At 62.2% G+C, this 25,022-nt stretch carries 28 protein-coding genes; 17 read left to right on the forward strand and 11 right to left on the reverse strand.

The features are described from left to right. The first annotated feature begins 164 nt into the window (after positions 1-164). On the forward strand, positions 165-1,613 hold the full coding sequence (locus G9X67_RS17880) for an MFS transporter (RefSeq protein WP_171599338.1): 1,449 nt from the start codon (positions 165-167) through the stop codon (positions 1,611-1,613). 301 nt (positions 1,614-1,914) lie between these two features. On the opposite strand, the gene G9X67_RS17885 is transcribed toward G9X67_RS17880, so the two are convergent. Together G9X67_RS17885 and G9X67_RS17890 are read right to left on the reverse strand one after the other, a co-directional pair. Then, a complete protein-coding gene (locus tag G9X67_RS17885) occupies positions 1,915-2,145 on the reverse strand; it encodes a hypothetical protein (protein WP_171599339.1) in 231 nt (76 codons plus the stop codon). 20 nt (positions 2,146-2,165) lie between these two features. After that, positions 2,166-3,113: a homocysteine S-methyltransferase family protein gene (locus G9X67_RS17890; RefSeq protein ID WP_171599340.1), complete on the reverse strand. Its 948-nt coding sequence runs from the start codon at positions 3,111-3,113 to the stop codon at positions 2,166-2,168. 218 nt (positions 3,114-3,331) lie between these two features. Between G9X67_RS17890 and G9X67_RS17895 the strand changes: the two genes are divergently transcribed. Beyond that, a complete protein-coding gene (locus G9X67_RS17895; protein ID WP_171599341.1) occupies positions 3,332-3,961 on the forward strand; it encodes a TetR/AcrR family transcriptional regulator in 630 nt (209 codons plus the stop codon). Positions 3,962-4,014: 53 nt separating this feature from the next. On the opposite strand, the gene G9X67_RS17900 is transcribed toward G9X67_RS17895, so the two are convergent. Together G9X67_RS17900 and G9X67_RS17905 are read right to left on the reverse strand one after the other, a co-directional pair. Beyond that, the gene (locus tag G9X67_RS17900) at positions 4,015-4,539 is read right to left on the reverse strand and encodes a DUF1697 domain-containing protein (RefSeq protein WP_171599342.1); all 525 of its coding nucleotides are present in this window, start codon (positions 4,537-4,539) and stop codon (positions 4,015-4,017) included. Positions 4,540-4,763: 224 nt separating this feature from the next. After that, a complete protein-coding gene (locus G9X67_RS17905; RefSeq protein ID WP_171599343.1) occupies positions 4,764-6,872 on the reverse strand; it encodes a S9 family peptidase in 2,109 nt (702 codons plus the stop codon). A 253-nt stretch (positions 6,873-7,125) separates the two neighbouring features. Between G9X67_RS17905 and G9X67_RS17910 the strand changes: the two genes are divergently transcribed. Then, a complete protein-coding gene (locus tag G9X67_RS17910) occupies positions 7,126-7,515 on the forward strand; it encodes a DUF930 domain-containing protein (RefSeq protein ID WP_138328522.1) in 390 nt (129 codons plus the stop codon). 102 nt (positions 7,516-7,617) lie between these two features. Then, positions 7,618-8,436, forward strand: a complete 819-nt coding sequence (locus G9X67_RS17915) for a polysaccharide deacetylase family protein (protein WP_171599344.1) — start codon at positions 7,618-7,620, stop codon at positions 8,434-8,436. Between the two features lie 47 nt (positions 8,437-8,483). On the opposite strand, the gene G9X67_RS17920 is transcribed toward G9X67_RS17915, so the two are convergent. The 3 genes from G9X67_RS17920 to G9X67_RS17930 all read right to left on the reverse strand — a co-directional run bounded on the left by G9X67_RS17920 (position 8,484) and on the right by G9X67_RS17930 (position 12,023). Continuing rightward, entirely contained in the window at positions 8,484-9,776 is a 1,293-nt protein-coding gene (locus G9X67_RS17920; RefSeq protein ID WP_171599345.1) for an FAD-dependent oxidoreductase, read from the reverse strand. Positions 9,777-9,794: 18 nt separating this feature from the next. Then, positions 9,795-10,961: an AI-2E family transporter gene (locus G9X67_RS17925; protein ID WP_138328519.1), complete on the reverse strand. Its 1,167-nt coding sequence runs from the start codon at positions 10,959-10,961 to the stop codon at positions 9,795-9,797. Between the two features lie 201 nt (positions 10,962-11,162). Further along, positions 11,163-12,023, reverse strand: coding sequence for a VOC family protein (locus G9X67_RS17930; protein WP_138328518.1), 861 nt, complete (start codon positions 12,021-12,023; stop codon positions 11,163-11,165). 296 nt (positions 12,024-12,319) lie between these two features. On the opposite strand from G9X67_RS17930, the gene G9X67_RS17935 reads away from it, so the two are divergent. The 4 genes from G9X67_RS17935 to G9X67_RS17950 all read left to right on the forward strand — a co-directional run bounded on the left by G9X67_RS17935 (position 12,320) and on the right by G9X67_RS17950 (position 15,040). Next, positions 12,320-12,739: a universal stress protein gene (locus G9X67_RS17935; protein WP_003546608.1), complete on the forward strand. Its 420-nt coding sequence runs from the start codon at positions 12,320-12,322 to the stop codon at positions 12,737-12,739. A gap of 113 nt (positions 12,740-12,852) precedes the next feature. Next, on the forward strand, positions 12,853-13,521 hold the full coding sequence (locus tag G9X67_RS17940) for a hemolysin III family protein (RefSeq protein ID WP_029875311.1): 669 nt from the start codon (positions 12,853-12,855) through the stop codon (positions 13,519-13,521). 66 nt (positions 13,522-13,587) lie between these two features. Beyond that, the gene (locus tag G9X67_RS17945) at positions 13,588-14,139 is read left to right on the forward strand and encodes a GNAT family N-acetyltransferase (RefSeq protein ID WP_138387731.1); all 552 of its coding nucleotides are present in this window, start codon (positions 13,588-13,590) and stop codon (positions 14,137-14,139) included. A 199-nt stretch (positions 14,140-14,338) separates the two neighbouring features. Continuing rightward, the gene (locus G9X67_RS17950) at positions 14,339-15,040 is read left to right on the forward strand and encodes a pentapeptide repeat-containing protein (RefSeq protein ID WP_138387730.1); all 702 of its coding nucleotides are present in this window, start codon (positions 14,339-14,341) and stop codon (positions 15,038-15,040) included. Positions 15,041-15,060: 20 nt separating this feature from the next. Here G9X67_RS17950 and G9X67_RS17955 read toward each other — a convergent pair whose 3' ends face one another. Together G9X67_RS17955 and msrB are read right to left on the reverse strand one after the other, a co-directional pair. Further along, entirely contained in the window at positions 15,061-15,588 is a 528-nt protein-coding gene (locus G9X67_RS17955) for a GNAT family N-acetyltransferase (protein WP_171599347.1), read from the reverse strand. A gap of 105 nt (positions 15,589-15,693) precedes the next feature. After that, complete coding sequence (gene msrB, locus G9X67_RS17960; RefSeq protein ID WP_017959622.1) at positions 15,694-16,107, reverse strand: peptide-methionine (R)-S-oxide reductase MsrB; 414 nt, start codon at positions 16,105-16,107, stop codon at positions 15,694-15,696. Positions 16,108-16,296: 189 nt separating this feature from the next. Between msrB and G9X67_RS17965 the strand changes: the two genes are divergently transcribed. The 9 genes from G9X67_RS17965 to G9X67_RS18005 all read left to right on the forward strand — a co-directional run bounded on the left by G9X67_RS17965 (position 16,297) and on the right by G9X67_RS18005 (position 23,498). Then, entirely contained in the window at positions 16,297-16,512 is a 216-nt protein-coding gene (locus G9X67_RS17965) for a hypothetical protein (RefSeq protein WP_130667720.1), read from the forward strand. A 188-nt stretch (positions 16,513-16,700) separates the two neighbouring features. Next, positions 16,701-19,058, forward strand: a complete 2,358-nt coding sequence (locus G9X67_RS17970; protein WP_171599348.1) for a putative monovalent cation/H+ antiporter subunit A — start codon at positions 16,701-16,703, stop codon at positions 19,056-19,058. A gap of 4 nt (positions 19,059-19,062) precedes the next feature. Next, positions 19,063-19,482 carry a Na(+)/H(+) antiporter subunit B gene (locus G9X67_RS17975; protein WP_171599349.1) on the forward strand — a complete coding sequence of 140 codons (420 nt, stop codon included), beginning with the start codon at positions 19,063-19,065 and terminating at the stop codon, positions 19,480-19,482. Next, complete coding sequence (locus G9X67_RS17980; protein WP_138328974.1) at positions 19,482-19,859, forward strand: Na+/H+ antiporter subunit C; 378 nt, start codon at positions 19,482-19,484, stop codon at positions 19,857-19,859. The genes G9X67_RS17975 and G9X67_RS17980 overlap by 1 nt, the downstream gene beginning before the upstream one ends. Positions 19,860-19,923: 64 nt before the next feature. Continuing rightward, positions 19,924-21,477: a Na+/H+ antiporter subunit D gene (locus tag G9X67_RS17985; protein WP_171599350.1), complete on the forward strand. Its 1,554-nt coding sequence runs from the start codon at positions 19,924-19,926 to the stop codon at positions 21,475-21,477. After that, entirely contained in the window at positions 21,474-21,947 is a 474-nt protein-coding gene (locus tag G9X67_RS17990; protein WP_171599351.1) for a Na+/H+ antiporter subunit E, read from the forward strand. The genes G9X67_RS17985 and G9X67_RS17990 overlap by 4 nt, the downstream gene beginning before the upstream one ends. Next, entirely contained in the window at positions 21,944-22,297 is a 354-nt protein-coding gene (locus G9X67_RS17995; RefSeq protein ID WP_171599352.1) for a cation:proton antiporter, read from the forward strand. Before G9X67_RS17990 ends, G9X67_RS17995 begins: the two co-directional genes overlap by 4 nt. Continuing rightward, positions 22,294-22,626 carry a monovalent cation/H(+) antiporter subunit G gene (mnhG, locus tag G9X67_RS18000; protein WP_171599353.1) on the forward strand — a complete coding sequence of 111 codons (333 nt, stop codon included), beginning with the start codon at positions 22,294-22,296 and terminating at the stop codon, positions 22,624-22,626. Before G9X67_RS17995 ends, mnhG begins: the two co-directional genes overlap by 4 nt. Before the next feature lie 440 nt (positions 22,627-23,066). After that, the gene (locus G9X67_RS18005; RefSeq protein WP_003546634.1) at positions 23,067-23,498 is read left to right on the forward strand and encodes a MucR family transcriptional regulator; all 432 of its coding nucleotides are present in this window, start codon (positions 23,067-23,069) and stop codon (positions 23,496-23,498) included. A 242-nt stretch (positions 23,499-23,740) separates the two neighbouring features. On the opposite strand, the gene G9X67_RS18010 is transcribed toward G9X67_RS18005, so the two are convergent. Together G9X67_RS18010 and G9X67_RS18015 are read right to left on the reverse strand one after the other, a co-directional pair. Continuing rightward, positions 23,741-24,163, reverse strand: coding sequence for a SufE family protein (locus tag G9X67_RS18010; RefSeq protein WP_171599354.1), 423 nt, complete (start codon positions 24,161-24,163; stop codon positions 23,741-23,743). A gap of 247 nt (positions 24,164-24,410) precedes the next feature. Next, entirely contained in the window at positions 24,411-24,905 is a 495-nt protein-coding gene (locus G9X67_RS18015) for a DUF5330 domain-containing protein (RefSeq protein ID WP_029875299.1), read from the reverse strand. Positions 24,906-25,022: the final 117 nt, after the last annotated feature.

The following is a 25,022-nucleotide window of genomic DNA, read 5'->3' on the forward strand; positions in this document are numbered from 1 at the left end:
ACCTGCCTTTACCTCTCGTCAAAGCAGCTTTGCCATAAAGGACATAGCGCCGCCATGATCGCGGGCGTATAGCAAATCGTCTCCCCTTGGCTTTGCGCCATGTCATCCCCCGCGGCCCTGCTGCCTTGTGTGCTCCGCCGCGCCACCGCGAGTGATCCCGGACGATGTCGGATCAGATTTACCAGGCGCCGATGGTTCGGCGCGCCACGCCCAATTTCCGGGTGATCGCGATGATTGTCGCGAGTGCGATGCTGATGGAAAACATCGATGCGACCGTGCTTGCGACCGCGCTGCCCACCATGGCGCGCGATTTCGGCGTCAGCGCCCCGGCCATGTCGATCGCACTGACCTCCTATCTCCTGAGCCTTGCGATCTTCATTCCGGCAAGCGGCCGGATGGCCGACAGTTTCGGCTCCCGCACCGTTTTCCGCTCGGCCATCGCCGTCTTCGTCGTCGGCTCCATCCTCTGCGCCCTTGCACCGACGCTGTCCTTCCTGGTGCTGGCGCGGCTGTTGCAGGGCATCGGCGGCGCGATGATGATGCCGGTCGGGCGCCTAGTGCTGATGCGCAGCGTCGACCGCAAGGATATGGTCAGCGCCATGTCCTGGCTGCTCGTGCCGGCGCTGATCGGCCCGATCGTCGGCCCGCCGCTCGGCGGCTTCATCGTCACCTATCTCGACTGGCGCTGGATCTTTTATATCAACGTGCCGATCGGCATCATCGGCATGATCTTCGTCTCGATCTACATCGACGAGGTCAAGGGCAAGGCAAGCGGTCCGTTCGATACGATCGGCTTCATCCTCTCGGGCATCTCGCTCGGTTCGCTGCTCTTCGGCTTCGAAATGTCGAGCCATGAAGGCGAGGGCGCGTTTTCGATCTTCCTGATCGCCATCGGCCTGCTCTTCGGCGTCGGCTATCTCAGACATGCCCGCAAGCATCCTTCGCCGATCATGGATTTTTCGCTGATGAAGGTGCCGAGCTTCGGCACGTCGGTCATTGCCGGTTCGCTGACCCGCATCACGCAAGGGGCGCAGCCCTTCCTGCTGCCGCTGCTCTTCCAGATCGGCTTCGGCCTGTCTGCCGCCGCGGCCGGCCAGATCATCATCGCGACCGCGCTTGGCGCTCTCGCCATGAAGCCGATGGCAAAGTTTGTCTTCCGCCGGCTGGGCTTCCGCAGAAGCCTCATCCTCAACGGCATCCTCGGTACGATCGGCTATGGCCTCTGTGCCGCCTTCCGGCCGGACTGGCCGATGCCGCTGGTCTTCGTCGTCCTGGTGCTCAGCGCCTTCTTCCTGTCGTTCCAGTTCACGGCCTATAACACCATTGCCTATGACGAGATCAGCAAGGAGCGGATGAGCTCTGCCACCAGCTTCTACACGACCTTCCAGCAGCTCATGCTGTCGCTCGGCATCTGCATCGGGGCGCTCGCGCTGCACGGCTCCATGGCCTTGTCAGGCACTGAGACGCCGGCCCTTGGCGATTTCTCGGCGGCCTTCATCGTGGTCACGATCATCTCGATCACCGCCACCTTCTGGAACCTGCGCTTCTCGCCGACCGCCGGCGAGGAGATCACCGGCTACAAGGCCAAACAGAGGAAGGGCGCCGAAGGCTGACGTTGCCCGCGGCCCGTCCACCGCCGTCGCCATTTCTGTTGTGCCGTGCCGGCCCCCCTCTGCCCTGCCGGGCATCTCCCCCACAGGTGGGGAGATCACAAGTGGCCTGAACGTCCCGCCGATCTACCGTTCGCCGTGCTGGACGCCGATTGTTTGGGGAAGCCGATGCCCCCAGCCAATCTCCCCACCTGTGGGGGAGATGCCCGGCAGGGCAGAGGGGGGCACACACGGCACGCCCTAGCCGGCCCGGGTAGGGGGTGAAAGGCGCCGCCGCCGAAGGCTGACGCCGCCTTTCCCTTCGTCAGAAGCCGACCGGCTCCCGCGGCTGCCTGCGTCGCAAGGGCCGGCCCTCGCGCCGGTCCGCCTCGAGTCCGTAGGTCATCAGGCCGTCGAAGCCCCCGAAGGCAAGATCACTATCCCGCAGCGCCACCTCCACGGCCGCCTCAGGCTCAGTGCGCCTCTGCCGTCCCGTGATCACAAGCCACAGATCGTGCCAGCGGCGCTCACGCATCATCGTGCCCCCAATCGTCATTCTCTCCTCCCTCTAGGTCGTCATGCCGCCTGCGGCAGGCATGCCTCGCAGATCGCTGCGACATGGCGGTGGTCGGTGCCGCAGCAGCCGCCAAGCACGCGCAGCGCGGGCATGCGGTCGATGAGCTTGCGGTAGCGGCGGCCGAGATCTTCGGGGTCGCCCGCATCCAGCGTCTCGCTATTGTCCAACTGCTCATGGCTCATGGTCGAAGCATTGGCGCGGATGCCGGAAATGCGCTTCACCCAGGCGCTTCCAGGATCGAGTGCCGTTTCGAAATGCGTCGGGTGGGCGCAGTTGATCATGTAATAGGCCGGCGCTCCGCCGGTCGCCGCATCGGTCGTCTCGATCGCGTCCTGAATGCTGCGGCCCGTCACCAGCCGGCCATCCGTCTCCAGCGTGAAGGAGATGGCCGAGGGCATGCCGAGCGACTGTGCCGCCCGCGCCACGCCGATCGCCTCGTCGATATTGGTCAGCGTGAAGGCGCTCACCATGTCGGCTTCCGTGCCGGCAAAAACTCCGATCTGAAAGGCGTGGTAGTCTTCCGCTTCGGCCGCATCCATGAAGCCTGCCTTGTAGCCGTCGCCGCGCGGGCCGATCGCGCCGCTGATCACGATCGGCTGCTCCGGCCGCTCATAGGCGCTGCGCAAGCCGACCAGCAGGTCGACGGCCTCCTCGTTGACCGCCTTCAGGGCTTCGTTGGTATAGCCGAGCTTCTGCCCCCAGTCCGGATTGGCCCGCCATGTGGCGGTATCGAGCACGAAGCCCGTGCCGTGCCGCCGGGCGACATCGAGATAACGGCGATAGTAATTCCGCATCCGCAGCCGCCCGTCTTCGGAAGCCAGCAATATGAAGGCGGCGAAATGCGGAAGTTCGACCCCTTCCTGGAAGATCATCGTCGTTTCCATGCCGCCATCGCTAATGAAGGTGCCGCCTTTGAGCTGCGGCAAACCGCTTCTGTACTTTGCCATTGTTGAAGCCTCTCCCTCGCGACACCCGATTGGCTGTCGTCGATGAATGATGTTCTGGCGCTTAATCGGCTGCCAAACTAGGCGACTTGCGGTATACTCCAGGCGGTTTTGGTTTTTGCGGATTGATATCAATCGCTTGCTTCAACCGATCCTGCCCGGGGCGGCGGCAGGTCCGACCGTGCAACACTGAAAACTGTACCGCCGGTACAGGAGGGGACATGCGAAAGGGCGAGGAAACGCGAACCCGCATCCTCGATGTGGCCGAAGCGGCCGTCTTGCAGAAGGGTTTCGGCGGCACCTCCATCGAGGAGTTGATCGCCGAGACCGGCATCACCAAGAGCGGCTTCTTCTATCATTTCAGGGACAAGAACGAGCTCGCCAAGGCGCTGCTCAACCGCTACATCGAAAATGACGAGCGCATCTACGATGAGATCTTCAGCCGCGCGCGCGAGCTGACCGGCGATCCGCTGCAATCCTTCCTGCTCGGCCTGAAATTGCTTTCCGAATTACTCTCCGACCTGCCGAACGGCCATCCCGGCTGCCTGGTGGCGACCGTCTGCTATTACGAGCGGCTGTTCGACCGGGAGATACAGGAGACCAACCGGAATGCAGTGCTTGCCTGGCGGCGCCGTTTCGGCCGCATGCTCCGGGAGATCGTGGAGGTCTATCCGCCGCGCGAACCCGTCGACGTCGACCAGCTCGCCGACATGGTGTCCTCCGTCCTGGAAGGCGGCATCGTTCTGTCGAAGACGCTGAAAGAACCGAACACGCTGGCCGAACAGGTGCTGATGCTCCGCACCTTCGTGAAGATGCTCTTCCTGCCGGTGGCGGAGATGCCGAGGGCCTAAAGCAATTCCAGCAAAAGGGTGAAGCGGTTTTGCTTCCGGAATTGTGCTAACCCCTAGTCCCCGCCCACCAGCGCCGCAGCCATTTCCGCGAGCTTGCGCACGGTGTTGAGATTGCGCGAGGTCCCGGGCTTCAGCGCCGGCAGCTTCAACTTCGAGCGGCCGGAACCATTGGGATAATGCACATAGATTTCCCGGCCGGCGAGCTTGGCCTCCTCGCCGTCGGGCGCCACCATCTTTTCCAGCGCATTGCCGGGCGGCTTTTCGGGCAGGAAATAGACGAGCAGGAAATTCGGCTTGGCATCGGGAAAGGGTGCCTTGGCGGCAATCCCGTCGAGTTCCTTGCGGCTGCGCACCATCACGCCCGGCCGCTTGCCGAGCTTCTTGCCGAGCGCCTCGTCGAGCCGCTCCTCCACCCTCTTTTCCGCTTCATCCGAACGGAAAAGCACGTTGCCGCTCTGGATGTAGGTCTTGACGTCGGAAAAGCCGAGGCCTTCGCAGATCGCCTTCAACTCAGCCATCGGCAGCGCGCCGGTGCCGCCGACGTTCACCGCGCGGAGTAGGGCGATATAGACGGGCATTTCGTTGTCTCCCTTGGCCTGTTGTGTCGTGCCAGCCCCCTCTGCCCTGCCGGGCATCTCCCCCACAGGTGGGGAGATTGGCTGGGGGCGATGGCTTCCCCAAACAACAGCCCGTCACATCAATCGTAAATCAGGGCGAGGCATATCCTCCTGCTGATCTCCCCCCTTGTGGGGGAGATGCCCGGCAGGGCAGAGGGGGGTGCCACTAGGCACGCCCCAACCCTTCACATCTTCCCAGCAACCTTGATCGCAAACGCATACTCGAACGCGATCTCTTCCAGCCGCTGGAAGCGGCCCGAGGCGCCGCCATGGCCGGCATCCATATTCGTCTTCAGCAGGATCGGCGCGTGCCCCGTCGTCTTGTCGCGCAGCTTCGCCACCCACTTGGCCGGCTCCCAATAGGTGACGCGCGGGTCCGTCAGGCCGCCGAGCGCCAGGATCGGCGGGTAGGCTTTTGCGTCGACATTGTCGTAGGGCGAGTAGGATGCGATCTGCTCGTATTCTTCCTTGCTGTCGATCGGGTTGCCCCATTCCGGCCATTCCGGCGGGGTGAGCGGCAAAGTGTCGTCGAGCATTGTGTTGAGCACGTCGACGAAGGGAACGGCGGCGATAAGGCCGGCGAACTTCTCCGGCGCCATGTTGGCAACTGCACCCATCAGCATGCCGCCGGCCGATCCGCCCTCGGCGATGATCTTCGCGTAAGACGTGAACTTCTGTTGATTCAGATAGTCGGCGGCTGCGGCGAAGTCCTTGAAAGTGTTGGTCTTCTTGTCCATCTTGCCGTCTTCGTACCAGGAAAATCCCTTGTCCTTGCCGCCGCGGATATGGGCAATCGCATAGACGAAGCCGCGATCGGCGAGCGACAGGCAGTTGGTGTTGAAGCCGGCCGGAATGGTGATGCCGTAAGCGCCATAGCCGTAGAGCAGGCAGGGCGCGCTGCCGTCGAGCGGGGTATCCTTGCGATAGAGCAGGGTAACCGGCACCTTCTCGCCATCCCATGCCGGGGCAAAGACGCGGCGCGTGACGTAGTCGTCGGGATTGTGGCCGGACGGCACTTCCTGCGTCTTCAACAGCGTGCGCTCGCGCGTCACCATGTTGTAATCGTAGAGCTGCGACGGCGTCGTCATCGAGGAATAGGAGAAGCGGATGATATCCGTGTCGTATTCCGCCGCACCCTGTAGTCCCAGCGAATAGGCTTCCTCGGCAAAGGCGATCGCATGTTCCTCGCCGGTCGCCCGATCGCGGATCATGATCTGCGGCAGCCCGTCCTTGCGCTCCAGCCACAGAAGGTGGCGGGCGTAGGCCATGTGGCTGATAACAAGCGTGCCGGGCTTGTGGGCGACCACTTCGCGCCAGTTTTCCTTCACCGGATTGTCGACCGGCGCTTCCATGATCTTGAAATCCTTGGCGCCGTCGTCATTGGTGAGAATGTAGAAGACGTCGCCGCCCTCGGTCAGCGAATATTCGATGCCTTCCTCGCGCGCCGCCACCAGCTTCGGCTCGGCTGTGAGGTCCTTGGTCGACAGCAGCCGGTATTCGCTGGTCTCGTGGTCGTGAATGTCGATATAGATGAAGTCGTCGAGCAGCGAGCCGCCGACGCCCATGAAGAAGCCGGCATCGGCTTCCTCATAGACCAGCCGGTCTTCCGACTGCGGCTGGCCGAGAATGTGGTGGAACACCTTCGAAGGCCGGTGGTTCTCGTCGAGCGCCGAATAGAAGAAGCTCTTGCCGTCGGGCGCCCAGACGCCGCCGCCGCCGGTATTCTCGATCCGGTCGGCCAGGTCTTGCCCGGACTGGAGGTCGCGCACCTGCAGCGTGAAGAATTCCGAACCCTTGTCGTCATAGCCCCAGATGCCGCGGCTGTGGTCGCTGGTATGGTCGAGACCGGCGAGGCGGAAATAGGCTTTGCCGGCCGCCTCCTTGTCACCGTCGAGCAGCACGGTGCGGATCGTTTCATCGGCGACATCGCCGTCGCGGGCGATGCGGAAATAACGCGGCTGTTCGCCGCCGGTGACATAGAAGGTGCCGTAGGCATAGGCGCCGTCCTTCATCGGCACCGAGCTGTCGTCTTCCTTGATGCGGCCGCGCATTTCGGCAAACAGCGCCTTCTGCAGCGGCTTGGTGTCCTCCATCGCCGCGTTCATATAGGCGTTTTCGGCTTCGAGATGGCGGCGGATCTCAGGGGCGAGGATCGACGGATCCTTGAACATCGCCTGCCAGTTATCGGCGCGCAGCCAGGCATAGTCGTCCGTGCGGGTGATGCCGTGGCGCGTATCGGAGATCGGCTTCTTCGGTGCGGCAGGCGGTGTCGGCAGGCTTTTGAAAACGGACAAGGAATGGCTCCGGTGGGAATGTCGGGTTGGCAAGAGATAGAGGCGCACTGGTCCCGGATCAAGCGGCAAGGCTGCGCCAAGGGTAGAGGTGCCCTTCCGCAGACAAGGAGGACGCTTTCCAGGCACTGCCTTGATGTCACCACAATATTTAAGAAAGTCCGCTCTCGTCGCGCGAAATTTGCACGCGCCAAGCCTCCGGCAAGCCGCCTGTGGCAGGGTGAAGAATGGACAACAGTAAGGGATTTTCTCCACGATGCCGAAACGTCTGCTCCTGTTTGTATCCCTCGCAAGCCTTGCTGCCCCCGCCTTTGCCGTCGATCCCGCCATCAAGAAGCAGCTGGAAAAACTCGACCCCTCGACCCGCCTGGAACAGAGCTGCGACACCGAGGCGATGAGCCGCATCAACAAGGACAGCACCGGCTTCAAGCCCGACAAGGTGATCGCCTACACATTCAAGGACCCGATCCCCGGCGACAATTCGCTGGACGCGCCGGGTGCTGTCTTCCGCAGCAAGGGCGACTGGTACCATCTCTCCTACAATTGCATCACCGGTCCGCAGCATATCAACGTGCGCGAACTCAACTACGAAATCGGAGAGAAGGTGCCGCGCGAGAAGTGGAACAAGTATTATCTCTATGATTGATGCTGCCCTGTTCGTCCAAGCGGCTGCGGTGACATCCGGCCGCATGGCGCCGGGGGAGAGCCGCCGCTAAAATCGGCAGCTCGAATCACAGAAACCCAAGATATGAACCGCATCCTGCTCGCCTCGGCGTTCCTTCTCGTCAGCATCTCCGCTGCATTCGCCGACGAAATCCCGTCAGCGCTGCCGGCCCCAGCCGCGGTCAGTCCGGTCCCGGCTACAATCAGTCCGGCCCCGAAGGCGCCGGCGCCAAAGCTCGTCGAGCCGCATCTGCATATCGCCCGTTCCAACGTCGCCGGCCACGCTCGCATTGCGCTCACCTTCGATGCCTGCATGGGCCAGGCGGACGAGCGCATCCTTTCGACGCTGGTGCGTGAACGCATCCCGGCAACGATCTTCGTCACCGCCCGCTGGCTGAAGCGCAATCCGGCAGCACTCGCCGTGTTCCTGCAAAACCCCGATCTCTTCGAACTCGAAAACCACGGCCAGAACCATATTCCGGCCGTCGACACACCGACGCTGATCTATGGCATCGCGTCTGCCGGCTCGCCGCAGGCGGTGCGGCAGGAAGTCGAAGGCGGCGCTGCTGCGATGGTCGCTGCCGGCATCCCGGCGCCGCACTGGTTCCGCGGCTCGACCGCCAAATATGATCTTTCCGCCATCGGTGAGATTCGCGCCATGGGCTATCGCATTGCCGGTTATTCGGTGAACGGCGACGGCGGTTCGCTGCTGGGTGCTGTTATCACCGAAAAGCGCATCGCCTCGGCCAAGGACGGCGATGTTGTCATTTCCCACGTCAACCAGCCGACCCATGCGGCCGGCGAGGGGGTGGCGAAGGCGCTGGTCGATCTCAAGGCCAAGGGCACGCAATTCGTCCGTCTCCAGGATGTCGAGGATACCGGCGACGACAAGACGACCGAGTGATTGAAGGCGTGCCGTGAGGGGGCACGCCACGACAGTCAATCTAAGGTTTACCTCAGCTCGTTCCGGGCCTGCCCCACATCGTCTCCAAAACGGCGCAAACCCGGCCCATCCCTGTCGAGCGCAAAATCATCGAACCAATCCCGTTGCATGCCGGCCAGCATGGCGCCGATCATCTGCGCAGCGAGATAGGAAAAGGTGATGCCGTTGCCGCCGTAGCCATAAGCTGCGAACACGTGCGGCGTCTCAGGCACCGGGCCGATCAGCGGCAGACCGTCGACCGTCTCGCCGAAAGTGCCGCACCAGGCGTGTTCCACCCGCGTATCGGCTTTCGGCCACAGCCGCTTCATCTTCTCCTGGATCGCTATGATCTTTGCCGGCAGCTTGCGGTCGCGCGCCTCCGCATCGATCGTCTCGTCATCCTCGCCGCCGGCGACGATGCGATTGTCCGCCGTCGTGCGCATGTAGAGATAGGGGTGGCTGTCTTCCCAGATCAGCGCCCTGTCGCGCCAGAAATTTGCCGGGTCCTGCGGCACGGTGGCGAGCGCCCAGCTTGAACTCGAGCGGTGCAGCGTCGGCATGTCGAGACCCGGCATCGAATAGCCGGTCGCCAGCACGACACGCCGCGCCTCGATGACGTGGCCTCCATCGGTCTCTGCCGTGACATGATCGCCTTCGCTGTGAAGCGCGGTCACGGAAGCGTCGACCAGCCGTGCGCCGCGCCGCACTGCCATCTCGATCAGGGCCCAGGTCAGAAGTAGCGGATCGCACTCCGCCGAACCCGGCGAATAGATCGCGCCATCCCGGTCGAGCTCGAATTGTGTGAAGAGATCGGGATGTTCGAGATAGACGCCGGGCAGGCCGGCCCGGCGGCGAAGCTGGCGCTCCTCCAAGAGGTCGCGCGCGCCTTCGCGGCCGTCGGCCAGATAGAGCGTGTTGCGCGGCCGGAAGCTGCAGGCGATGCCGTTGGCGGCGATCAGCTTGGAAAGGCCGGCGACCGCGGCACCGCTGCGGCGGTAGATGCCGGCCGCGCGCTCGAAGCCGTAATAGTCCTCGAGTTCGGTGAGCGTGCTGTCGATTTCCCATTGCAGCATCGCCGTGCTCGCCGCGGTACTGCCGAAACCGGGCTCCTCCCGGTCGATGAGCGCCACGGAAAAACCGCGCGCCGTCAGATGTTCGGCAACCAAGGCGCCGGTGATGCCGCCGCCGATCACGGCGACGTCGGTGGAAAAGCTCTGCTCGGTCGGCCGCCATTCCGGCCGTATGCCGCTCTTACCCCAGAGAGAACGGCCGCTGACCATCTGGTCGTGATCGGATTCGGCAAGATCGAGATCAGATGCCACTGACGTCTCCCCGGTTGATCATTTCGGCAACTGCGGCTGCTGCTTTTCCTCGATCAGCAGTTCGTCGATAATAGTCATGACGATCAGCGAAAGCGGCAGCGCCAGCATGGCGCCGACGGCGCCCCACATCCATGTCCAGAACAGGATGGCGAGGAAGACGACGAAGGGGTTGATCTCAAGCCGCCGTCCCATCACCGCCGGGAAGATCAGGTTCTCCATGAGGAGATGCACTGTGAAGAAGGCTGCGGCCGGCATCAGGCCGATGAGAAGACCATCATGGGTCAGGATGCCGGCAATCGCGACGGCAAGCGTCATCAGCGTGATGCCGAGATAGGGGATGAAGCTCGACAGGAAGGCGAAAAAGCCCCAGAGCACCGGGGCCGACAGCCCGCCGGCATAGGCGATGACAGTCATGACCACGCCAAGCCCGACATAGATCAGCGATGCCGTGGCGAAATAGAAGCCGAGCACCTGCTCGACGGCATTGATGACACGGATTGCCGCCAGGCGCTGCGTGCGCGTGCGGAAGGTCATGATGATCGTCTTGCGCAGGTTGACCCGACCAGCGAGGAAGAACAGCAGCGCCGCGAAGAAGATCATCCCCTGCACCAGCGCCGGTGTCAGGCTAGTCGTCACCACGTGCAGCACGTTGCCGGTGTTTTCGAGCAGCGCACCAATCGACATCGACCCGCTTTCGAATGTCGCCGGCGTGATATGCAGCCATCTGATGCGCTCCAGATAAGGCATGATGCGGTCTATGGTTCGCTCGGCGAAGGCCGGGCCCTCATTGGCAAGCGTCATTAGCGGGTCGGCGAGCGAGTTGATCACCAAGAAGATCACCAGCGCCACGCTGCTCGACAGGATGAAGGCGTTGGCAAGCCGCGGCACGCCCATCTTGCTCAGCTTTTCTGCCGCCATGCCGAGGATCATGCCGACGACGACGGCCAGCGTGATCGGGATGAGGATGAGCGACATGAAATAGACGGCGGCAAGGAAGAGAATGCCGAAGATGCCGATGATCGCCCAGGCCATGGTGACATCGAGCCCGTCCTTTTCCAGCCGGTGCAGCGGTGGCGGCGGCAACTCTTCGGCCGCCTCCTTCAGCGACTGTGCCCAGGCGCTGGTGTGACGTTCGCCGATCGCGATCTTCTTTGCTTGTTTGCGGATGCCATTGGCGATGCCCATGCGGTGAGGTCCCCGAAGCCCCATTGCTTCCTCACGGAAACGCGCCGATGCGGTTCCGGTTCCTCAAGGGTGTGACAATGTGGCGCGGTGCATGTGAAGGCGGACGGCATTGGCGCCCGTTGCCGTCTGGCGTGCAACCGAAGCAGGCCGACTTCCGCCCTTATTCCTTCAACCGATAGGGCTGATCCGTTGTTGCAGGAGTTACGCCGAAAGCGTCAGGCCGATACCCCAGGGATCTTTCAGGAACACGCCGCCGTCGCGCTTCTCGCTGTTGATCTCCAGCGCGTCGAGCTTGGCGACCGCCGCATCCAGCGTCGCCTTGTCATTGAAACGGACCTTGTAGTCCGAAAGCCCGGTCATATTGCCGGCGCGTGCCATGGCGCCACGGCTGTTCCAGATATTGGCGCCGAGATGGTGGTGGTAGCCGCCGCTCGCAAAGAAGCTCGCGCCCGGATAACGCGCCATCAGCTTGAGGCCGAGGACGTCGCGGTAAAAGGCGTCTGCCTGCGGGATGTCGCCGACCTGCAGATGCAGGTGGCCGATCGCCGTCCCCGCAGCCATGCCGTCCCAGCGCTCATCAGGCGCGCTGTTGTAAAGCGCCTGCAGGTCGAGGCGCAGCGTCGCCATCTCCACCATGCCGTCCTCATGGAATTTCCATTGTTCGTGCGGCCGGTCGGCATAGATCTCGATGCCGTTGCCTTCGGGGTCGGAAAGATAGATCGCCTCGCTGACGAGATGGTCCGAGGCGCCGTCGAGCGCGACGTTATTCTGTGCCGCATGGCGCAGCCAGCGCGCGAGCTCCGTCCGGTCCGGCATCAGGAAGGCGGTGTGGAAAAGGCCGGCGGCATTGCGCGGCGCGATGGTCGCATTCTTTGCGGTGGTCAGCGTCAGCAAAGGCAGGTCGCCGACACCCAGCACTTCGCCGCTCGCCGTTTTCTCGATCACCTTCAGGCCGAGCATCGATTGGTAGAAGCCGGAAACCAGACCGAGGTCGGTCACGACCAGGTGCGATTGGTCGATATAGGCGGGCCGCGTCAGCGCATAGGAAGTTTCGGTCGTCATGGCTTGTTCTCCTGCCTCTGAATTGGCCCGTAGGATAGAAGGCGTACCGGCGGTGGCGGCAAACATGCCGCCCGTGGCAAGCCCGAGGAAGTTTCGCCGGTTCATTAGCCTCTGATCTCCCCTCGGTTGCCGTACTTGATCCCTATATGGCGCATTCCGATTGTTCACAGAAGACCCGTTTTTGAGGATGAAGCGTTGAGCAGATGTTGACGATGACTTGCGCCCACTTGATTGCGATCAATGCGTTCATATCTTCTTTAGAGGAAGCTTATGCATCGCAGTCATGGAGGGAAGCCATGTACAGAAAGATCATCGTAGCGATCGCGCTCGGCGGCATCGAAAAGGGAGAAAAGATCCTCCGCAAGGCCGCGTCCTTGCTCGATGACGGCGGTGAGATCATCGCGCTCAACGTCATCGAAGATGTGCCGAGTTATGTCGCGATCGAGTTGCCGGCCAATATGGTCGAGGACGTCATGAAGGACAGCCGCGAGCAGCTGCAAGCACTGCTTGCCGCAGCAGGTGTTGCGGCAACTGTCGAGATCGGCAACGGCCCGCCTGCCAAAGCGATCATCTCGGCCGCCGAAAGCCACGGCGCCGACCTGATTATCGTCGCCTCGCACGTTCCCGACTTTTCCAACTACTTCATCGGCGCCACCGCCGATCGGGTCGTGCGCCATGCCAAATGCTCGGTGCTGGTTGACCGTCAGAAGGTTTGACTTTTCACCCTGCTGCCTGTCACGAAGATTTACCGCCCGTGCGCTTTGCCGCAGTTGCGCGCCCGTCCGTTCGATGCGACGATTGCAATCGGGTATGAAACGGATTGGCGTGCATGGGCGAGTTCAACGGCATTCGCTGGGCTTATGATAGATACGAATTGATCGCCGACGGTATCGTCCATGGCGTCGGTCTCGTGCTGGCGCTGATCGGGGCCACCGTGCTGATCTTCTACGCCACGGTCTGGAGTTCCTATGGCGCGCTCGCCGCCGCCTGGATCTATGGCGTCGGGCTGGTGCTGACGCTTGCCATTTCCTTTTCCTACAACGCCTGGCCGGTCTCGCGCACGAAGTGGTATCTGCGCCGCTTCGATCATTCGGCGATCTTCCTCTTGATCGCCGCCACTTATACGCCCTTCCTCGAACGTGGCGCCGACGATCCGCTGCTCTTGTTCATGCTGGTCGCGATCTGGCTGTTTGCCGCCGTCGGCATTGTCCTGAAATGCGCCTTTCCCGGGCGTTTCGACCGTCTTGCCATCCTGCTTTATCTCGCCATGGGCTGGAGCGGCGTGCTCGTGGCCGAGCCCGTCGCCTCGCGCATTCCCGCCGCCTCGATGCTGCTGATCGTCATCGGCGGTGTCATCTATTCGCTCGGCGTCATCTTCCATGTCTGGGAGAAGCTGCGCTTCCAGAACGCCATCTGGCACGGCTTCGTCGTCACCGCCGCGGCGGTGCATTATTCGGCCGTCTTCACCTGTTTCAGCCTGTCGGCGCCGGGCCTCTGAACGACTGATGTGCCCGAAGCCGTTCCTAGTGCGCATCCGCCGTTTACATCTTTGCAGGCGGGGCGTATGCCCGCCTTCGCAAACAATATGAACCCGAGCACCATGACAGACACTGTCCTCCTCCGCGACGCCACCGAAGCCGATCTTTCCGCCATTCGCGATATCTACAATCACGCTGTCGAGCATACGACGGCGATCTGGAACGACACGCTGGTCGATCTCGAAAACCGGCTGGAATGGTTCAGGGCGCGCAGGGCGCGGGGCTTTCCCGTCATCGTCGCCGAAATGTCGGGCAAGGTCGCAGGCTACGCCTCCTATGGCGACTGGCGGCCTTTCGACGGCTACCGCCACACGGTCGAGCATTCCGTCTATGTCGACAAGGATTGCCGCGGTGGCGGCATCGGCGAGCGGCTGATGCGGGAACTGATCGCGCGTGCTGCGGCCGGCAATATCCATGTGATGATTGCTGGCATCGAGGCGGAGAACACCGCCTCGATCAGGCTGCACGAAAAGCTCGGCTTCCGCATCGCCGGCAGATTTTCCGAAGTCGGCACCAAGTTTGGCCGCTGGCTGGACCTCACCTGCATGGAGCTTCGCCTGCCAGGCAAGGCGGATTGATCCACGTGCCCGGCAAGGCGGACTATCCGCCTGCCCGGCAAGGTGGATACCGCCTTCCAGGAAAATCCGGACCGCAATCCATTGTGAACGGCGCGCGCCATCTTTTTATTGTAGTCTGAGCTGTGTAAGAAAATGGAAGGCTGCTTCGCGAAAGGCGGCCTGAAAGCGTCATGTAAGCGTCATGGGGGTGAATAGTTCAATGGCAATGCACGGATCGTCGCTCGGTCTCCTTGCCCTCGTCCTTTTGGCATTTCCGCCGGTTGCCGCACGAGCCGCCGATTGCGGCAGCCTGGCCTCGCCGAAGCTCGACTGGCAGGATTGCACCAAGAAGAACCTGATGTTGCAAGGCAGTGATCTCGAAGGCGCCAATCTCGTCGGCACCGATTTCTCGTTGACCGACCTTGCCGGTGCCAACGTCAAATCCGCAAATCTGGAGAAGGCGACACTGGTGCGTGCCTCATTGGAGGGCGCACACGCTGAAGGCGCCAACTTCGCCAAGATCGAGGCCTATCGCTCCAGCTTCGCCAGTATCGCCGCCGATGGTGCATCCTTTGCCGGCGCCGAGCTGCAGCGCGCCAATTTTGCCGGTGCCCGGCTTGCCGGCGCAAGCTTCGAAAAGGCCGAGCTCGGCCGCGCCGATTTCGACAAGGCGGTGCTGACGGCGGCGAAATTCTCTTTCGCCAATCTCTCCCGTGCCGACCTCTCCGGCGCCACTTTCGAAACAACGCCGATGTTCGACCGCGCCTTCATGTTCCTGACCCGCATCGAAGGCCTTGACCTCTCGGCCGCAACCGGGCTCGAACAGGCGCAGATCGACCTTGCCTGCGGCGATGCCTCGACCAAGCTGCCGGCCGGCCTCTCCGCACCGACAACCTGGCCCTGTCCCGCCGAGCACGAGTGATCAGGCGGGTCTGAGCCGCTCTATGTCCGGTCCGTGATGTAGAGGTAGAATTCGATCATGCCGCCATCAGGGGTGCCGGCCTTGGCGAATGTTTCCCGCCGCCGATGCACCCGCTCCGCAACGCGCTGCGAAGGAATGTTGTCTGGCCTGACGATGGAGACGATGCGCGCCAGGCTAAGGGTTTGAAGCGCGTGGTCCCGGCAGGCGGCCGCAGCCTCGACCGCATAGCCCTTGCCCCAATGGTCGCGCCACAGATGGTAGCCGATCTCTGGTTCCAGCCCGGCGGACGTTTCCTGCAGCGTGATGCCGCAATCGCCGAGCAATGCGCCGCTCTGCCGGTCCGTCACCGCCCAGAGGCCGAAGCCGTGACTGGCATAACTGTCGAAGGCGAGCCTTTGAAACCAGCGCGCGGTTTCGTCGAAACTCTTTATGGCGGGGTAATAACGCATGGACTCGGCATCGCCGAAAATGCGGTGAAGAAACGGTAGGTCGGCAGGGGTGATCTCCCGCAGTGTCAGCCGGTCCGTCGTCAGGATATCGCGCGCCATCGGCCTTCTCCTGGTATCGCCGATCCGTCGATAGCGTCAACGACGGAGAAAGTCAGCGGCCCATCACATCGGAATGAGCCGCTTGCCGCTTGGTCGGCCGGGCGATTACTTCCCGGGCTCGAACACCATGGAGTGGCCGTTGATGCAGTAGCGCAGGCCGGTCGGCGGCGGGCCGTCGGGAAAGACGTGGCCGAGATGGGCGTCGCAGCTGCCGCAGCGGATTTCGGTGCGCACCATGCCGTGGGTCGTGTCGCGATGCTCGATCACCGCTTCGGGTGACACCGCCTCGAAATAGCTCGGCCAGCCGCAGCCGGCATCGAATTTCGTATCGGAGCGGAAAAGCGGCGCGTTGCAGCCGACGCAGCGGTAAAGCCCTGTCTCGAAGGAATCCCAGTAGGGGCCGGTGAAGGCGCGTTCGGTGCCGTGCTGGCGCGTGATGCGGTACTGCTCGGGAGTGAGCTGCTCTTTCCATTCGGCGTCGGTCTTGTGGATCTTGGCGGTGGTCGCAGTTTCGGACATGAGGTGCTCCTTTCGCCGAGGGGCGGGTTCCGTTTCGCGAGAAATGTGGTGCGCCGCGTTCAGTTCATCAAGTCTCCCGCTGGCGCGCCATGAGATTGGCCGCATACCCAATTAGGGGAAGAGGCTTGCTTTTACATCCGTTAGGGGTTTTCTGTTAGGGTTAATGTTGCGTGCATTGGAGAATCACTGGTGTTTGAAACAGCAATCGTCCTGCTCTACGGCCTCGTGGCCGTGGCAGCCATGGCGGTCACACTGTTGGAAGGCTGGGCCAACCATGACGGCGTGACGCTTCATCGTCTCGCCGGGCTCGTCGCCTGTCTGCTCTGGCCGCTGACGCTTGTGGTCTTCATCCTCCACGGTTGCATCGCTCGGCTGCTGACGCGTCTTTCGAGATCGACGGCCTGATCGGCTTTGAACATCACCATGCAGTGCGGTTCGCGGCCGAAATCACTTGAGACGCTCCCCCGTTTCGCCTAAGCCAGAGGACCGGCCGGTTTTCTCCGGGTTTTCGTCTGTTGCCTTTACAGCGCCGCGCGCCTTGTCGGACGTGCAAAGGACTATAACATTTTGAATTATGCAGTAGAGGAGGGGACATGGCCGATGTCACGGCTCTGACATTTCTGGCCCTGTGTCTGCCGCTCGTCGGCGCTCTTGCCGCCCCCTTCGTCATCCGCATCTTCGGCGCAAACGGTGCCTGGCTCCTGGCGATCGCTCCCTTGCTCGCCTTCCTGCATTTCCTGCGTTTCATTCCCAAGATCGCGCGCGGCGAGGTCGTCACCGGCGGCTATTCCTGGGTGCCGAGCTTTCATCTCTCCTTTTCCTGGTTTCTCGATGGCCTGTCGCTGACTTTCGCGCTGCTGATCACCGGCATCGGCACCCTGATCGTGCTTTATGCCGGCGGCTACCTCAAAGGACACAAGGATCAGGGCCGCTTCTTCTCCTTCATCTTCCTCTTCATGGGCGCGATGCTCGGCGTCGTCGTTTCCGACAGTTTCCTGATGCTCTTCGTCTTCTGGGAACTGACGTCGATCACCTCTTTCCTGCTGATCGGTTTCGATCACGAGCGTGCGGCGGCTCGCCGCGCCGCCCTGCAGGCGCTTGTTGTGACCGGCGGGGGAGGGCTCTGCCTGTTGGCCGGTCTGCTGCTGCTCTGGAACATCTCAGGCCTCACGGAGATGTCACAGCTCATCGGCGCAGGCGATATCGTGCGCGAAAGCCCGTTCTATCTGGCTGCCCTCCTTCTGGTCCTGGGCGGCGCCTTTACCAAGTCGGCGCAATTTCCCTTCCATTTCTGGCTGCCGAATGCCATGGAGGCGCCGACGCCGGTTTCCGCCTACCTGCATTCGGCGACGATGGTGAAGGCAGGCGTCTATCTGCTGATGCGGCTCAATCCCGTCATGGGGGCAACGCCCGCCTGGGAAATCCTACTGCCCTTCTTCGGCGGGCTGACGCTGGTGGTCGGCACCGCGCTCGCCATCCGCCAGACCGACCTGAAGCTCAAGCTTGCCTATACCACCGTCTCCTCGCTCGGCCTGCTTGTCATGCTGATCGGCTTCGGCTCGGACCATGCGGTGGAGGCGGCAGCACTCTATCTCGTGGCGCATTCCCTCTTCAAGGGCGCGCTCTTCATGGTCGCCGGCATCATCGATCATGAGACCGGCACGCGCGATATCACCAGGCTCAGTGGCTTGATGCGGGCGATGCCGCTCACCTGGATGATTGCGCTTGCGGCGGCCTTCTCCATGGCCGGCCTGCCACCCTTCTTCGGCTTCCTCGCCAAGGAAGAGATCTATACCGCACTCATCGGCGGCGATGTCCGCGCGATTACTTTCACCGCCATCACTGTCTTCGGCAATGCGCTGATGTTTGCCGTCGCCTTCGCCGTGGCGCTGAAACCCTTCCTCGGCCGGCCGGTGGAGACGCCGAAACCGCCGCACGAAGCCCCCGTCCTGCTTTGGCTCGGCCCGGCCGTTCTTGCTGTCCTTGGCCTGTTCGCCGCGATCTTTTCAGGCTTTACCCATACCGTCCTGTCCTCGCAGATCGCATCCGCCATCCGCCAGACACCCGTCGAAATCGACATTTCGCTGACGCCGCATATCGGCCTGCCCTTGGCGCTCTCCGCCCTGACCGTGCTGCTCGGTATCGGCGTCTACTGGCAGCTCGCGCGCGCGCGTTTCCTGATGGCCGTTTTCCTGCGCGCGGCCGGACCTGGTCCGGACCATGGCTTTGATGTCGCTATATCGGGCCTTGTCCGCTTTTCCGGCCGCGTCATGCGTGTGCTCCAGCCGGGGCGGCTGGAGATCTATGTCACCTGCACCTTCCTCTGCGTTGCCGCCATCCTCATCGTCCCGCTCGTCGTCTATGGCGAACTGCCGCGTCTGCCGGCCTGGCCGACCGATGTCAGGCTGCATGAATGGGCGGTCTTCCTGATCGCCGCCTTCGGCCTTGCCGCCGTGCTCGTCGCCCGCGATCGGCTGACAGCGATCGTCTCGCTCGGTATCCAAGGTTTCGCCGTCGCCATTATCTTTCTGCTGTTCGGCGCGCCGGATCTGTCCTTCACCCAGTTCATGGTGGAAACCCTTTCGGTGGTGATCCTTGCCCTGGTCATGACCAGGCTTCGTCTCTCGCCCGCCGATCGGCGGCCGCTCGGCCGCAAGCTCTTCGACGGCGCGCTGGCGCTTGCCTGCGGCCTCGGCTTCACGCTTCTACTGATGCGGGCAACCGAGGCGCCGTTCAACGACGCGCTGACGGCCTTCTTCAACACCTATTCCAAATCGATCGCCCATGGCGCCAATGTCGTCAACGTCATCATCGTCGATTTCCGCGGCACCGACACGCTCGGCGAAATCGCCGTCGTTGCGGTCACCGGCCTTGCCATCCTGGCGTTGATCCGCATTCGCGCCGGCAGCGAGCGCAAGCTTGCCGCGAACGATCCCGCGGCGGAGGGCTGATCGCGTGAACACCCTCATCTTCCGCACCGTCGCCCCGTTCCTCACCGCGCTGATGCTGCTCTTTTCCGTCTTCGTGCTGCTGCGTGGTCATAACGAGCCGGGCGGCGGCTTCATCGGCGGGCTGATCGCTGCCTCGGGACTGGCGATCTACGGCATTGCTCGCGGCGTTGGCGCCGTTCGCCGGGCGTTGTTCTTCCATCCGCTGTCGATTGCCGGCTTGGGCTTGCTGCTGTCGACCGCGGCCGGTCTTTTCTCCATCCTGTTTGCCGTTCCCTTCATGACCGGCCTCTGGATCTATCCGACGCTTTTCGGCGCCGAGGTGCCGCTGTCGAGCGTCATGCTCTTCGATGTCGGCGTCTATCTCGTCGTGCTCGGCGCCATCACCTCGATCGCATTGTCATTGGAAGAAAAGGAGGTGGAATGATGGAGCCGCTTCTGGCGATCCTGGTCGGCCTGTTCTTTGCCGCCGCCATCTATCTGATGCTGTCGAAATTCTCGATCCGCATCATGCTCGGCATCGCCATCCTCGGCAACGCCGTCAACCTCCTGCTCTTTACCGGCGGCCGGCTGACGCGCGAGGTGCCGCCGATCATCCCGGCGGGTCTCGACAGTCTGCCCGCAGGCACGGCCAACCCGCTGCCGCAGGCCCTCATCCTGACGGCGATTGTCATCTCCTTCTCCTTCCTTGCCTTCCTGCTGGTGCTGACCTACCGCGCCTATCAGGACCTCGGCACCGACGACACCAACGACATGCGCGCCGCCGAGCCCGACGACCGGCCGCTGCCGCCATTGGGGTATTGAGGATGTTGGTGCGGATGCTTACCACACGGCAAACCCTCTCGTGCGATAGTGGAGGCGCCATCTGATGGCCGCCCCCACCTCCACCGTCGATCTCTCCGCCGCCCTGATCACCGCCCCGGTGCCGATCGGTCATTGGCTTGCCATCCTGCCGGTGGCCCATTGCATCACGCTGGGTGCCGTCCTGCTGATGCTGCGCGCCTATCCCCGCCTGCAGGCCTGGCTTGCCATCCCTGGGCTTGCGGCGCTGGCGCTGATCGATGCGGCGCTGCTCGCCAAGGTCGCGGCCGACGGGCCGCTGACCATGGTCATGGGCCGCTGGCTGCCGCCTTTCGGCATCGCTTTCACCGTCGATCTCTTCGGTGCGCTGATGGCCTTCACCGCGGCCCTTGCCGCGCTCGCCGGCGGCATCTATGCGCTGGCCGATATCGGCGAAAGCGGCCGGCGATACGGCTTCTTCCCACTGCTCATGCTGCTGATGGCCGGCGTCACCGGCGCCTTTCTCACCGGCGATATCTTCAATCTCTATGTCTGGTTCGAGGTGCTGCTGATCTCCTCCTTCGGGCTGATCATCCTTGGTTCCGAACGTGAGCAGATCGACGGCGCGCTGAAATATGCGGTGCTCAATCTGATCGCCACGACCCTGTTCCTGGTCGGCGTCGGCATTCTCTATGCCGCCTTCGGCACGCTCAATATGGCCGATATCGCTGCAAAAGCTGGGGATTTGCGCGGCACGGCGCCGCTGATGACGCTGGCAAGCCTCTTCCTGCTCGCCTTCGGCATGAAGGCGGCAGCCTTCCCGGTTAATTTCTGGCTGCCCGCCGCCTACCACACGCCGCGTATCGTGGTCTCGGCGCTGTTTGCCGGCCTGCTCACCAAGGTCGGCATCTACGCGCTGATCCGGGTGATGGTCATGCTGTTGCCGATGGAGCGCCAGGAATTGAGCCCGGTGATCGCGCTCGCCGCCGCCGCGACGATTGTCGTCGGCGCTCTCGGCGCGCTTGCCGAAAACGATATCCGCAGGCTGTTCGGCTATGTCGTCATATCGGGCATCGGCAACATGCTTGCCGGCGTCGCGCTCGGCGGCCTTGGCGGCATCAGCGGCGCGGTCTTCTATGCGCTCCATTCCATGGTGCTGATGACCGCACTTTATCTTGCCGCCGGCGAGATCGCCCGGCGCGGCGGCGGCTTTTCGCTGTCGTCGCTCGGCGGGCTCTACAGGCAAAGCGGCGGCTTCACCGCGCTCTCCCTCGTGCTCTTCCTGGCCGCCTGTGGCCTGCCGCCCTTTTCCGGCTTCTGGCCGAAAGTCATTCTCGTCAAGGCCTCGCTCGATCTCGGCGCCTGGTGGCTGGCAACCTCGATCCTCGTCGGCGGTTTTCTGACGACGATCGCCTTCGGTCGTCTCTTCCTGCTCGCCTATTGGCGCCCGGCGGCGATAGCACTGACGCCGTCCGGACCGAGGTGGCGCACGGGCCTGCCGCTCGCCGCGCTGACCGCGCTGGTCATCGGCTTCGGCATCTTGCCGGAACAGTTGCTGGCGCTGTCGCAATCGGCCGCCGCCGGCCTGGCCGATCCCCAGGCCTATCTTCATTCGGTCTTCCCGGAAGGGCGCGCGCCGTGATCTTCTTCCTCTTCAACCTGCTGCTTGCCACTGCCTGGGTCACTGTTACCGGCAGCGCCTCGCTGCACAATCTCGTCCTCGGCGTCCTGCTCGGGGCCCTGGCGCTGGTCATCATCCGCGAATCCTTCGGCGGCAAGGGACGTATCCCCCGCGTCCTCCCGGTACTCTCGCTCGCCGCTCTGTTCCTCAAGGAATTGTCGCTCTCGGCCTGGAAGGTCACGGTCACCGTGCTCTCGCCCGATATGAAGCTGAAGCCCGGCATCTTCGCCTTCCCGCTGACGGTGACGAGCGATTTCGAGATCACCCTGCTTGCAAACCTCATCACGCTGACTCCAGGCACGCTTTCGGTCGACGTCTCCACAGATCGCCGCACGCTCTATGTGCACGCGCTTGATTGTTCCGATCCCGAGACGACCAAGCGTGATATCGCCAACGGTTTCGAACGCAAGATCATGGAGGCCTTCCGGTGATCACACCTGCCGCCATCGTCGCAGCCGCATCCTCGGCCGCACTCGTCATCCTCGGCCTGGCGCTGATTCTGACCGTCTGGCGCGTCGTTGCCGGCCCGACATTGCCGGACCGGATCCTCGCCCTCGACATGCTGACCGGCATCGCCATCGGCTTCATCGCCGTCATCGCGGTCAAGACCGGCTTTTCGCTTTATATCGATATTGCCATCTCGCTCGGCCTCGTCGGTTTCCTGGCGACCGTCGCCTTCGCCCGATTCGTGCTGTCGCGCGGCAACATCAAATCGAAGCCGCCCGCCGCTGCGGCAAATGGCAACACGCAAAAGCGCCGGGCAGGGGGGAAGAAGCGATGATCGATTATATCGTGGCTGCCATCACCGCCCTGCTTTTGATCGTCGGTGCGCTCTTTGCGCTTGCGGCAGCGATCGGCCTGGTCCGGCTGCCTGATCTCTATACGCGCATGCATTCGGCCTCGAAGGCGGGGACTGTCGGCTCCGGCCTGTTGCTCCTTGCCGCCGGCCTTTATTCGCAGGACCCGGCGATTCTCGCCCGCGCCATTGCCGGTTTCGTCTTCTTCCTGCTGACGGCACCGGTGGCGGCCCATCTGCTTGCCAGAGTTGCCCATCGTTCGGGATATGATCTCGGTGCACTCTCGGTCCGTGACGATATCAGGGATCGTTGAGCCTATGCTGTTCGGCGACTTTACCAGATTTATGCAAAACTTATGCACAGGAAGCTGTGAGTAAAGCTTGCCGAAGAGCCCCTCAATTCTTCATCTGTCATTTTTTCTCAAGAAAAACGACAAATAATAATTGGCCTTTCGACCAAACGATGGTATTTGAAAATGCAAGTAGAGTTCTGATTGTGAATTGCAATCGTACTGCTTCCAAGTCCCTCAGTTTTGATTTTTAATGTCTAAACTGAGGCCATCGCCTGGGGCATGACGTAGTGGTTTCCAGTCAGGCAGTATAAGAACAGGTCACGCTCTTCGGAATCTAGGGGTGGATTTCGCGTTTTTCGAAACAGAAGGTCGCTTCCTGTGCTTTTGCTGTTCGCTTCTACGAGGCGGGTCTTTGGCGTGTCAGTCAAAGACCGTTTGAGCATGCTAACAGGAGAAAGAATATGACGGATATAGCGACCGGCAGTGCGCCGGAGCTGCTTGTGGAACTGACAGCCGACATCGTCGCGGCCTATGTCAGCAACCATGTTGTACCGGTCAGCGACCTGGCCAATCTGATTTCCGACGTGCATTCGGCACTGAGCAACACGTCCGTACCGCAGCCTGCTGCGGCGATCGTCGAAAAACAGAAGCCTGCAGTTTCTGTCCGCAAGTCCGTACAGGACGAGCAGATCACGTGTTTGGAATGCGGCGGCAACTTCAAGTCCCTCAAGCGTCACCTGATGACGCATCACAGCCTCTCGCCGGAAGAATACCGCGAGAAGTGGGACCTGCCGACCGATTACCCGATGGTAGCGCCCGCTTATGCCGAAGCGCGTTCGCGCTTGGCAAAGGAGATGGGCCTCGGGCAGCGCCGCAAGCGCGGCCGCGGCTGAGCTTTTTCGAAAGCATCGACGACAAAAGCCGGGTCTTGTGCCCGGCTTTTTTGTGCCTTCGCAAGACGAAGAAATACCTTTCGGGTATTTCGAGCGTCGCAACTGATTCGGCCGGACGCCCACGGCAGCGTAAGACATCCCGTCTTATGCTTTGCCGACAGGCTTAGAATGTATTCCTATACTATGAGCAAGTGTTAATATACTGGATTGCGGCTCTCAAAGCCGGCCAGCCACGATCGCGGTCAAGCCGCAGCGCGGACTCTTGCCTCTTCGCGGATCCTGTTCACCATCGAGCGCAATCCGTTCGAGCGCTGCGATGACAGGTTCTCCACCAGGCCGATCTTCGAGAATATCTCGAAGGCATCGAGCCCGGCGATCTCGGATGCTGTCTTGCCGGAATAGGTGGCAAGCACGATGGCGACGAGACCGCGCACAATATGGGCGTCGGAATCACCCTCGAAGCTCATGACCGGGTTGTCGGGATCGCCTGTCGTATGGCTCACCAGCCACACCTGGCTGGCGCAGCCCATCACCTTATTCTCCGAGGTACGCTTCTCCTCCGCCAAGTCGGGCAGCGCCTTGCCGAGTTCGATGACGTAACGGTAGCGATCTTCCCAATCGTCCAGGAAAGCAAAGTCGTCGATGATCTGGTCGAGGGATGCCATGGAGAAGCCTTTCACTAGTAAAGCAGTTCCAGCAAAAGTGCGCAGCGGTTTTGCGTCCGGAATGCGTCAGGAAGTGCTCTAAGACTGCATATAGGTGAAAGACCGGCAGATTTGAACCGTTAAAAAGAAACGCCGTGAGGGATGGGCATCCTCACGGCGCAGCAACATGCTGAATTAAACAGGGCAGGCACGTCAGGCATGGGGCATCTCCGCGTCATGCGGACCACCGATGCAAGCTGGTTGAGGGTCAGGTCGCCGGCTTCGGCGTCGGCAGCGGAATAGCGCCTGTTACCACCGTCTCAGAGGAGGCATCATCCTCGACCGGCGGACGGTAAGGCATCGGCTGGTTGAGCGCGGCCTTGGCCTCGCGCACCTTTTCCTGGATGGCAGGCGTGGTGAGGGAAGGCATGTTGAGCGCCACCGGCATCTGCGGTTCGGCAAGCTTTGCGGTTGCCGGCGCCTCGTCCTTGAACTGGCTGTCGAGAAGTTCATAGGCAACGCGGGCGCCTTCGCGAGCCCGGTAGCCGAGTGCGGTGAGGGTCTCCGTACCCTTGGCGCAGACTTCGGGCTTCTCCGAGCACATGCCGGTCAAATAGTCATAGGCGCCGCTTGCCGCCGTGAACGCGTCGGACAGCTGCAATTGCGGGCCGTTGGCGAGCTTGTCGGAACTCTCCGTGCTGAAGACGGAAAGAAGCACGAGCACGAGGCCAAACCAGAAGGATCCTTTGATCAGAAACCACATTGTCGTTGCCCATCCTGTTTCCCCGTCCGGTTCTTGTTGCCGAATCAGGCCGGTTGTCCGGTGTGTTTTCACCCTACCGCCAAGTTGCGAATGCCGCTTTTCGAAACTCACGCGCAT

Origin of the sequence: Rhizobium sp. WYCCWR 11152 (assembly GCF_013087615.1) — a bacterium.
Lineage (GTDB): Bacteria > Pseudomonadota > Alphaproteobacteria > Rhizobiales > Rhizobiaceae > Rhizobium > Rhizobium indicum.

Coding starts and splice junctions, on each gene's coding strand:
- G9X67_RS17880 (WP_171599338.1), top strand. CDS start 165: ATGTCGGATCAGATTTACCAGGCGCCGATGGTTCGGCGCGCCACGCCC.
- G9X67_RS17885 (WP_171599339.1), bottom strand. CDS start 2,145: ATGACGATTGGGGGCACGATGATGCGTGAGCGCCGCTGGCACGATCTG.
- G9X67_RS17890 (WP_171599340.1), bottom strand. CDS start 3,113: ATGGCAAAGTACAGAAGCGGTTTGCCGCAGCTCAAAGGCGGCACCTTC.
- G9X67_RS17895 (WP_171599341.1), top strand. CDS start 3,332: ATGCGAAAGGGCGAGGAAACGCGAACCCGCATCCTCGATGTGGCCGAA.
- G9X67_RS17900 (WP_171599342.1), bottom strand. CDS start 4,539: ATGCCCGTCTATATCGCCCTACTCCGCGCGGTGAACGTCGGCGGCACC.
- G9X67_RS17910 (WP_138328522.1), top strand. CDS start 7,126: ATGCCGAAACGTCTGCTCCTGTTTGTATCCCTCGCAAGCCTTGCTGCC.
- G9X67_RS17915 (WP_171599344.1), top strand. CDS start 7,618: ATGAACCGCATCCTGCTCGCCTCGGCGTTCCTTCTCGTCAGCATCTCC.
- G9X67_RS17925 (WP_138328519.1), bottom strand. CDS start 10,961: ATGGGCATCGCCAATGGCATCCGCAAACAAGCAAAGAAGATCGCGATC.
- G9X67_RS17930 (WP_138328518.1), bottom strand. CDS start 12,023: ATGACGACCGAAACTTCCTATGCGCTGACGCGGCCCGCCTATATCGAC.
- G9X67_RS17935 (WP_003546608.1), top strand. CDS start 12,320: ATGTACAGAAAGATCATCGTAGCGATCGCGCTCGGCGGCATCGAAAAG.
- G9X67_RS17940 (WP_029875311.1), top strand. CDS start 12,853: ATGGGCGAGTTCAACGGCATTCGCTGGGCTTATGATAGATACGAATTG.
- G9X67_RS17945 (WP_138387731.1), top strand. CDS start 13,588: ATGCCCGCCTTCGCAAACAATATGAACCCGAGCACCATGACAGACACT.
- G9X67_RS17950 (WP_138387730.1), top strand. CDS start 14,339: ATGGCAATGCACGGATCGTCGCTCGGTCTCCTTGCCCTCGTCCTTTTG.
- G9X67_RS17955 (WP_171599347.1), bottom strand. CDS start 15,588: ATGGCGCGCGATATCCTGACGACGGACCGGCTGACACTGCGGGAGATC.
- msrB (WP_017959622.1), bottom strand. CDS start 16,107: ATGTCCGAAACTGCGACCACCGCCAAGATCCACAAGACCGACGCCGAA.
- G9X67_RS17970 (WP_171599348.1), top strand. CDS start 16,701: ATGGCCGATGTCACGGCTCTGACATTTCTGGCCCTGTGTCTGCCGCTC.
- G9X67_RS17980 (WP_138328974.1), top strand. CDS start 19,482: ATGGAGCCGCTTCTGGCGATCCTGGTCGGCCTGTTCTTTGCCGCCGCC.
- G9X67_RS17985 (WP_171599350.1), top strand. CDS start 19,924: ATGGCCGCCCCCACCTCCACCGTCGATCTCTCCGCCGCCCTGATCACC.
- mnhG (WP_171599353.1), top strand. CDS start 22,294: ATGATCGATTATATCGTGGCTGCCATCACCGCCCTGCTTTTGATCGTC.
- G9X67_RS18005 (WP_003546634.1), top strand. CDS start 23,067: ATGACGGATATAGCGACCGGCAGTGCGCCGGAGCTGCTTGTGGAACTG.
- G9X67_RS18010 (WP_171599354.1), bottom strand. CDS start 24,163: ATGGCATCCCTCGACCAGATCATCGACGACTTTGCTTTCCTGGACGAT.
- G9X67_RS18015 (WP_029875299.1), bottom strand. CDS start 24,905: ATGTGGTTTCTGATCAAAGGATCCTTCTGGTTTGGCCTCGTGCTCGTG.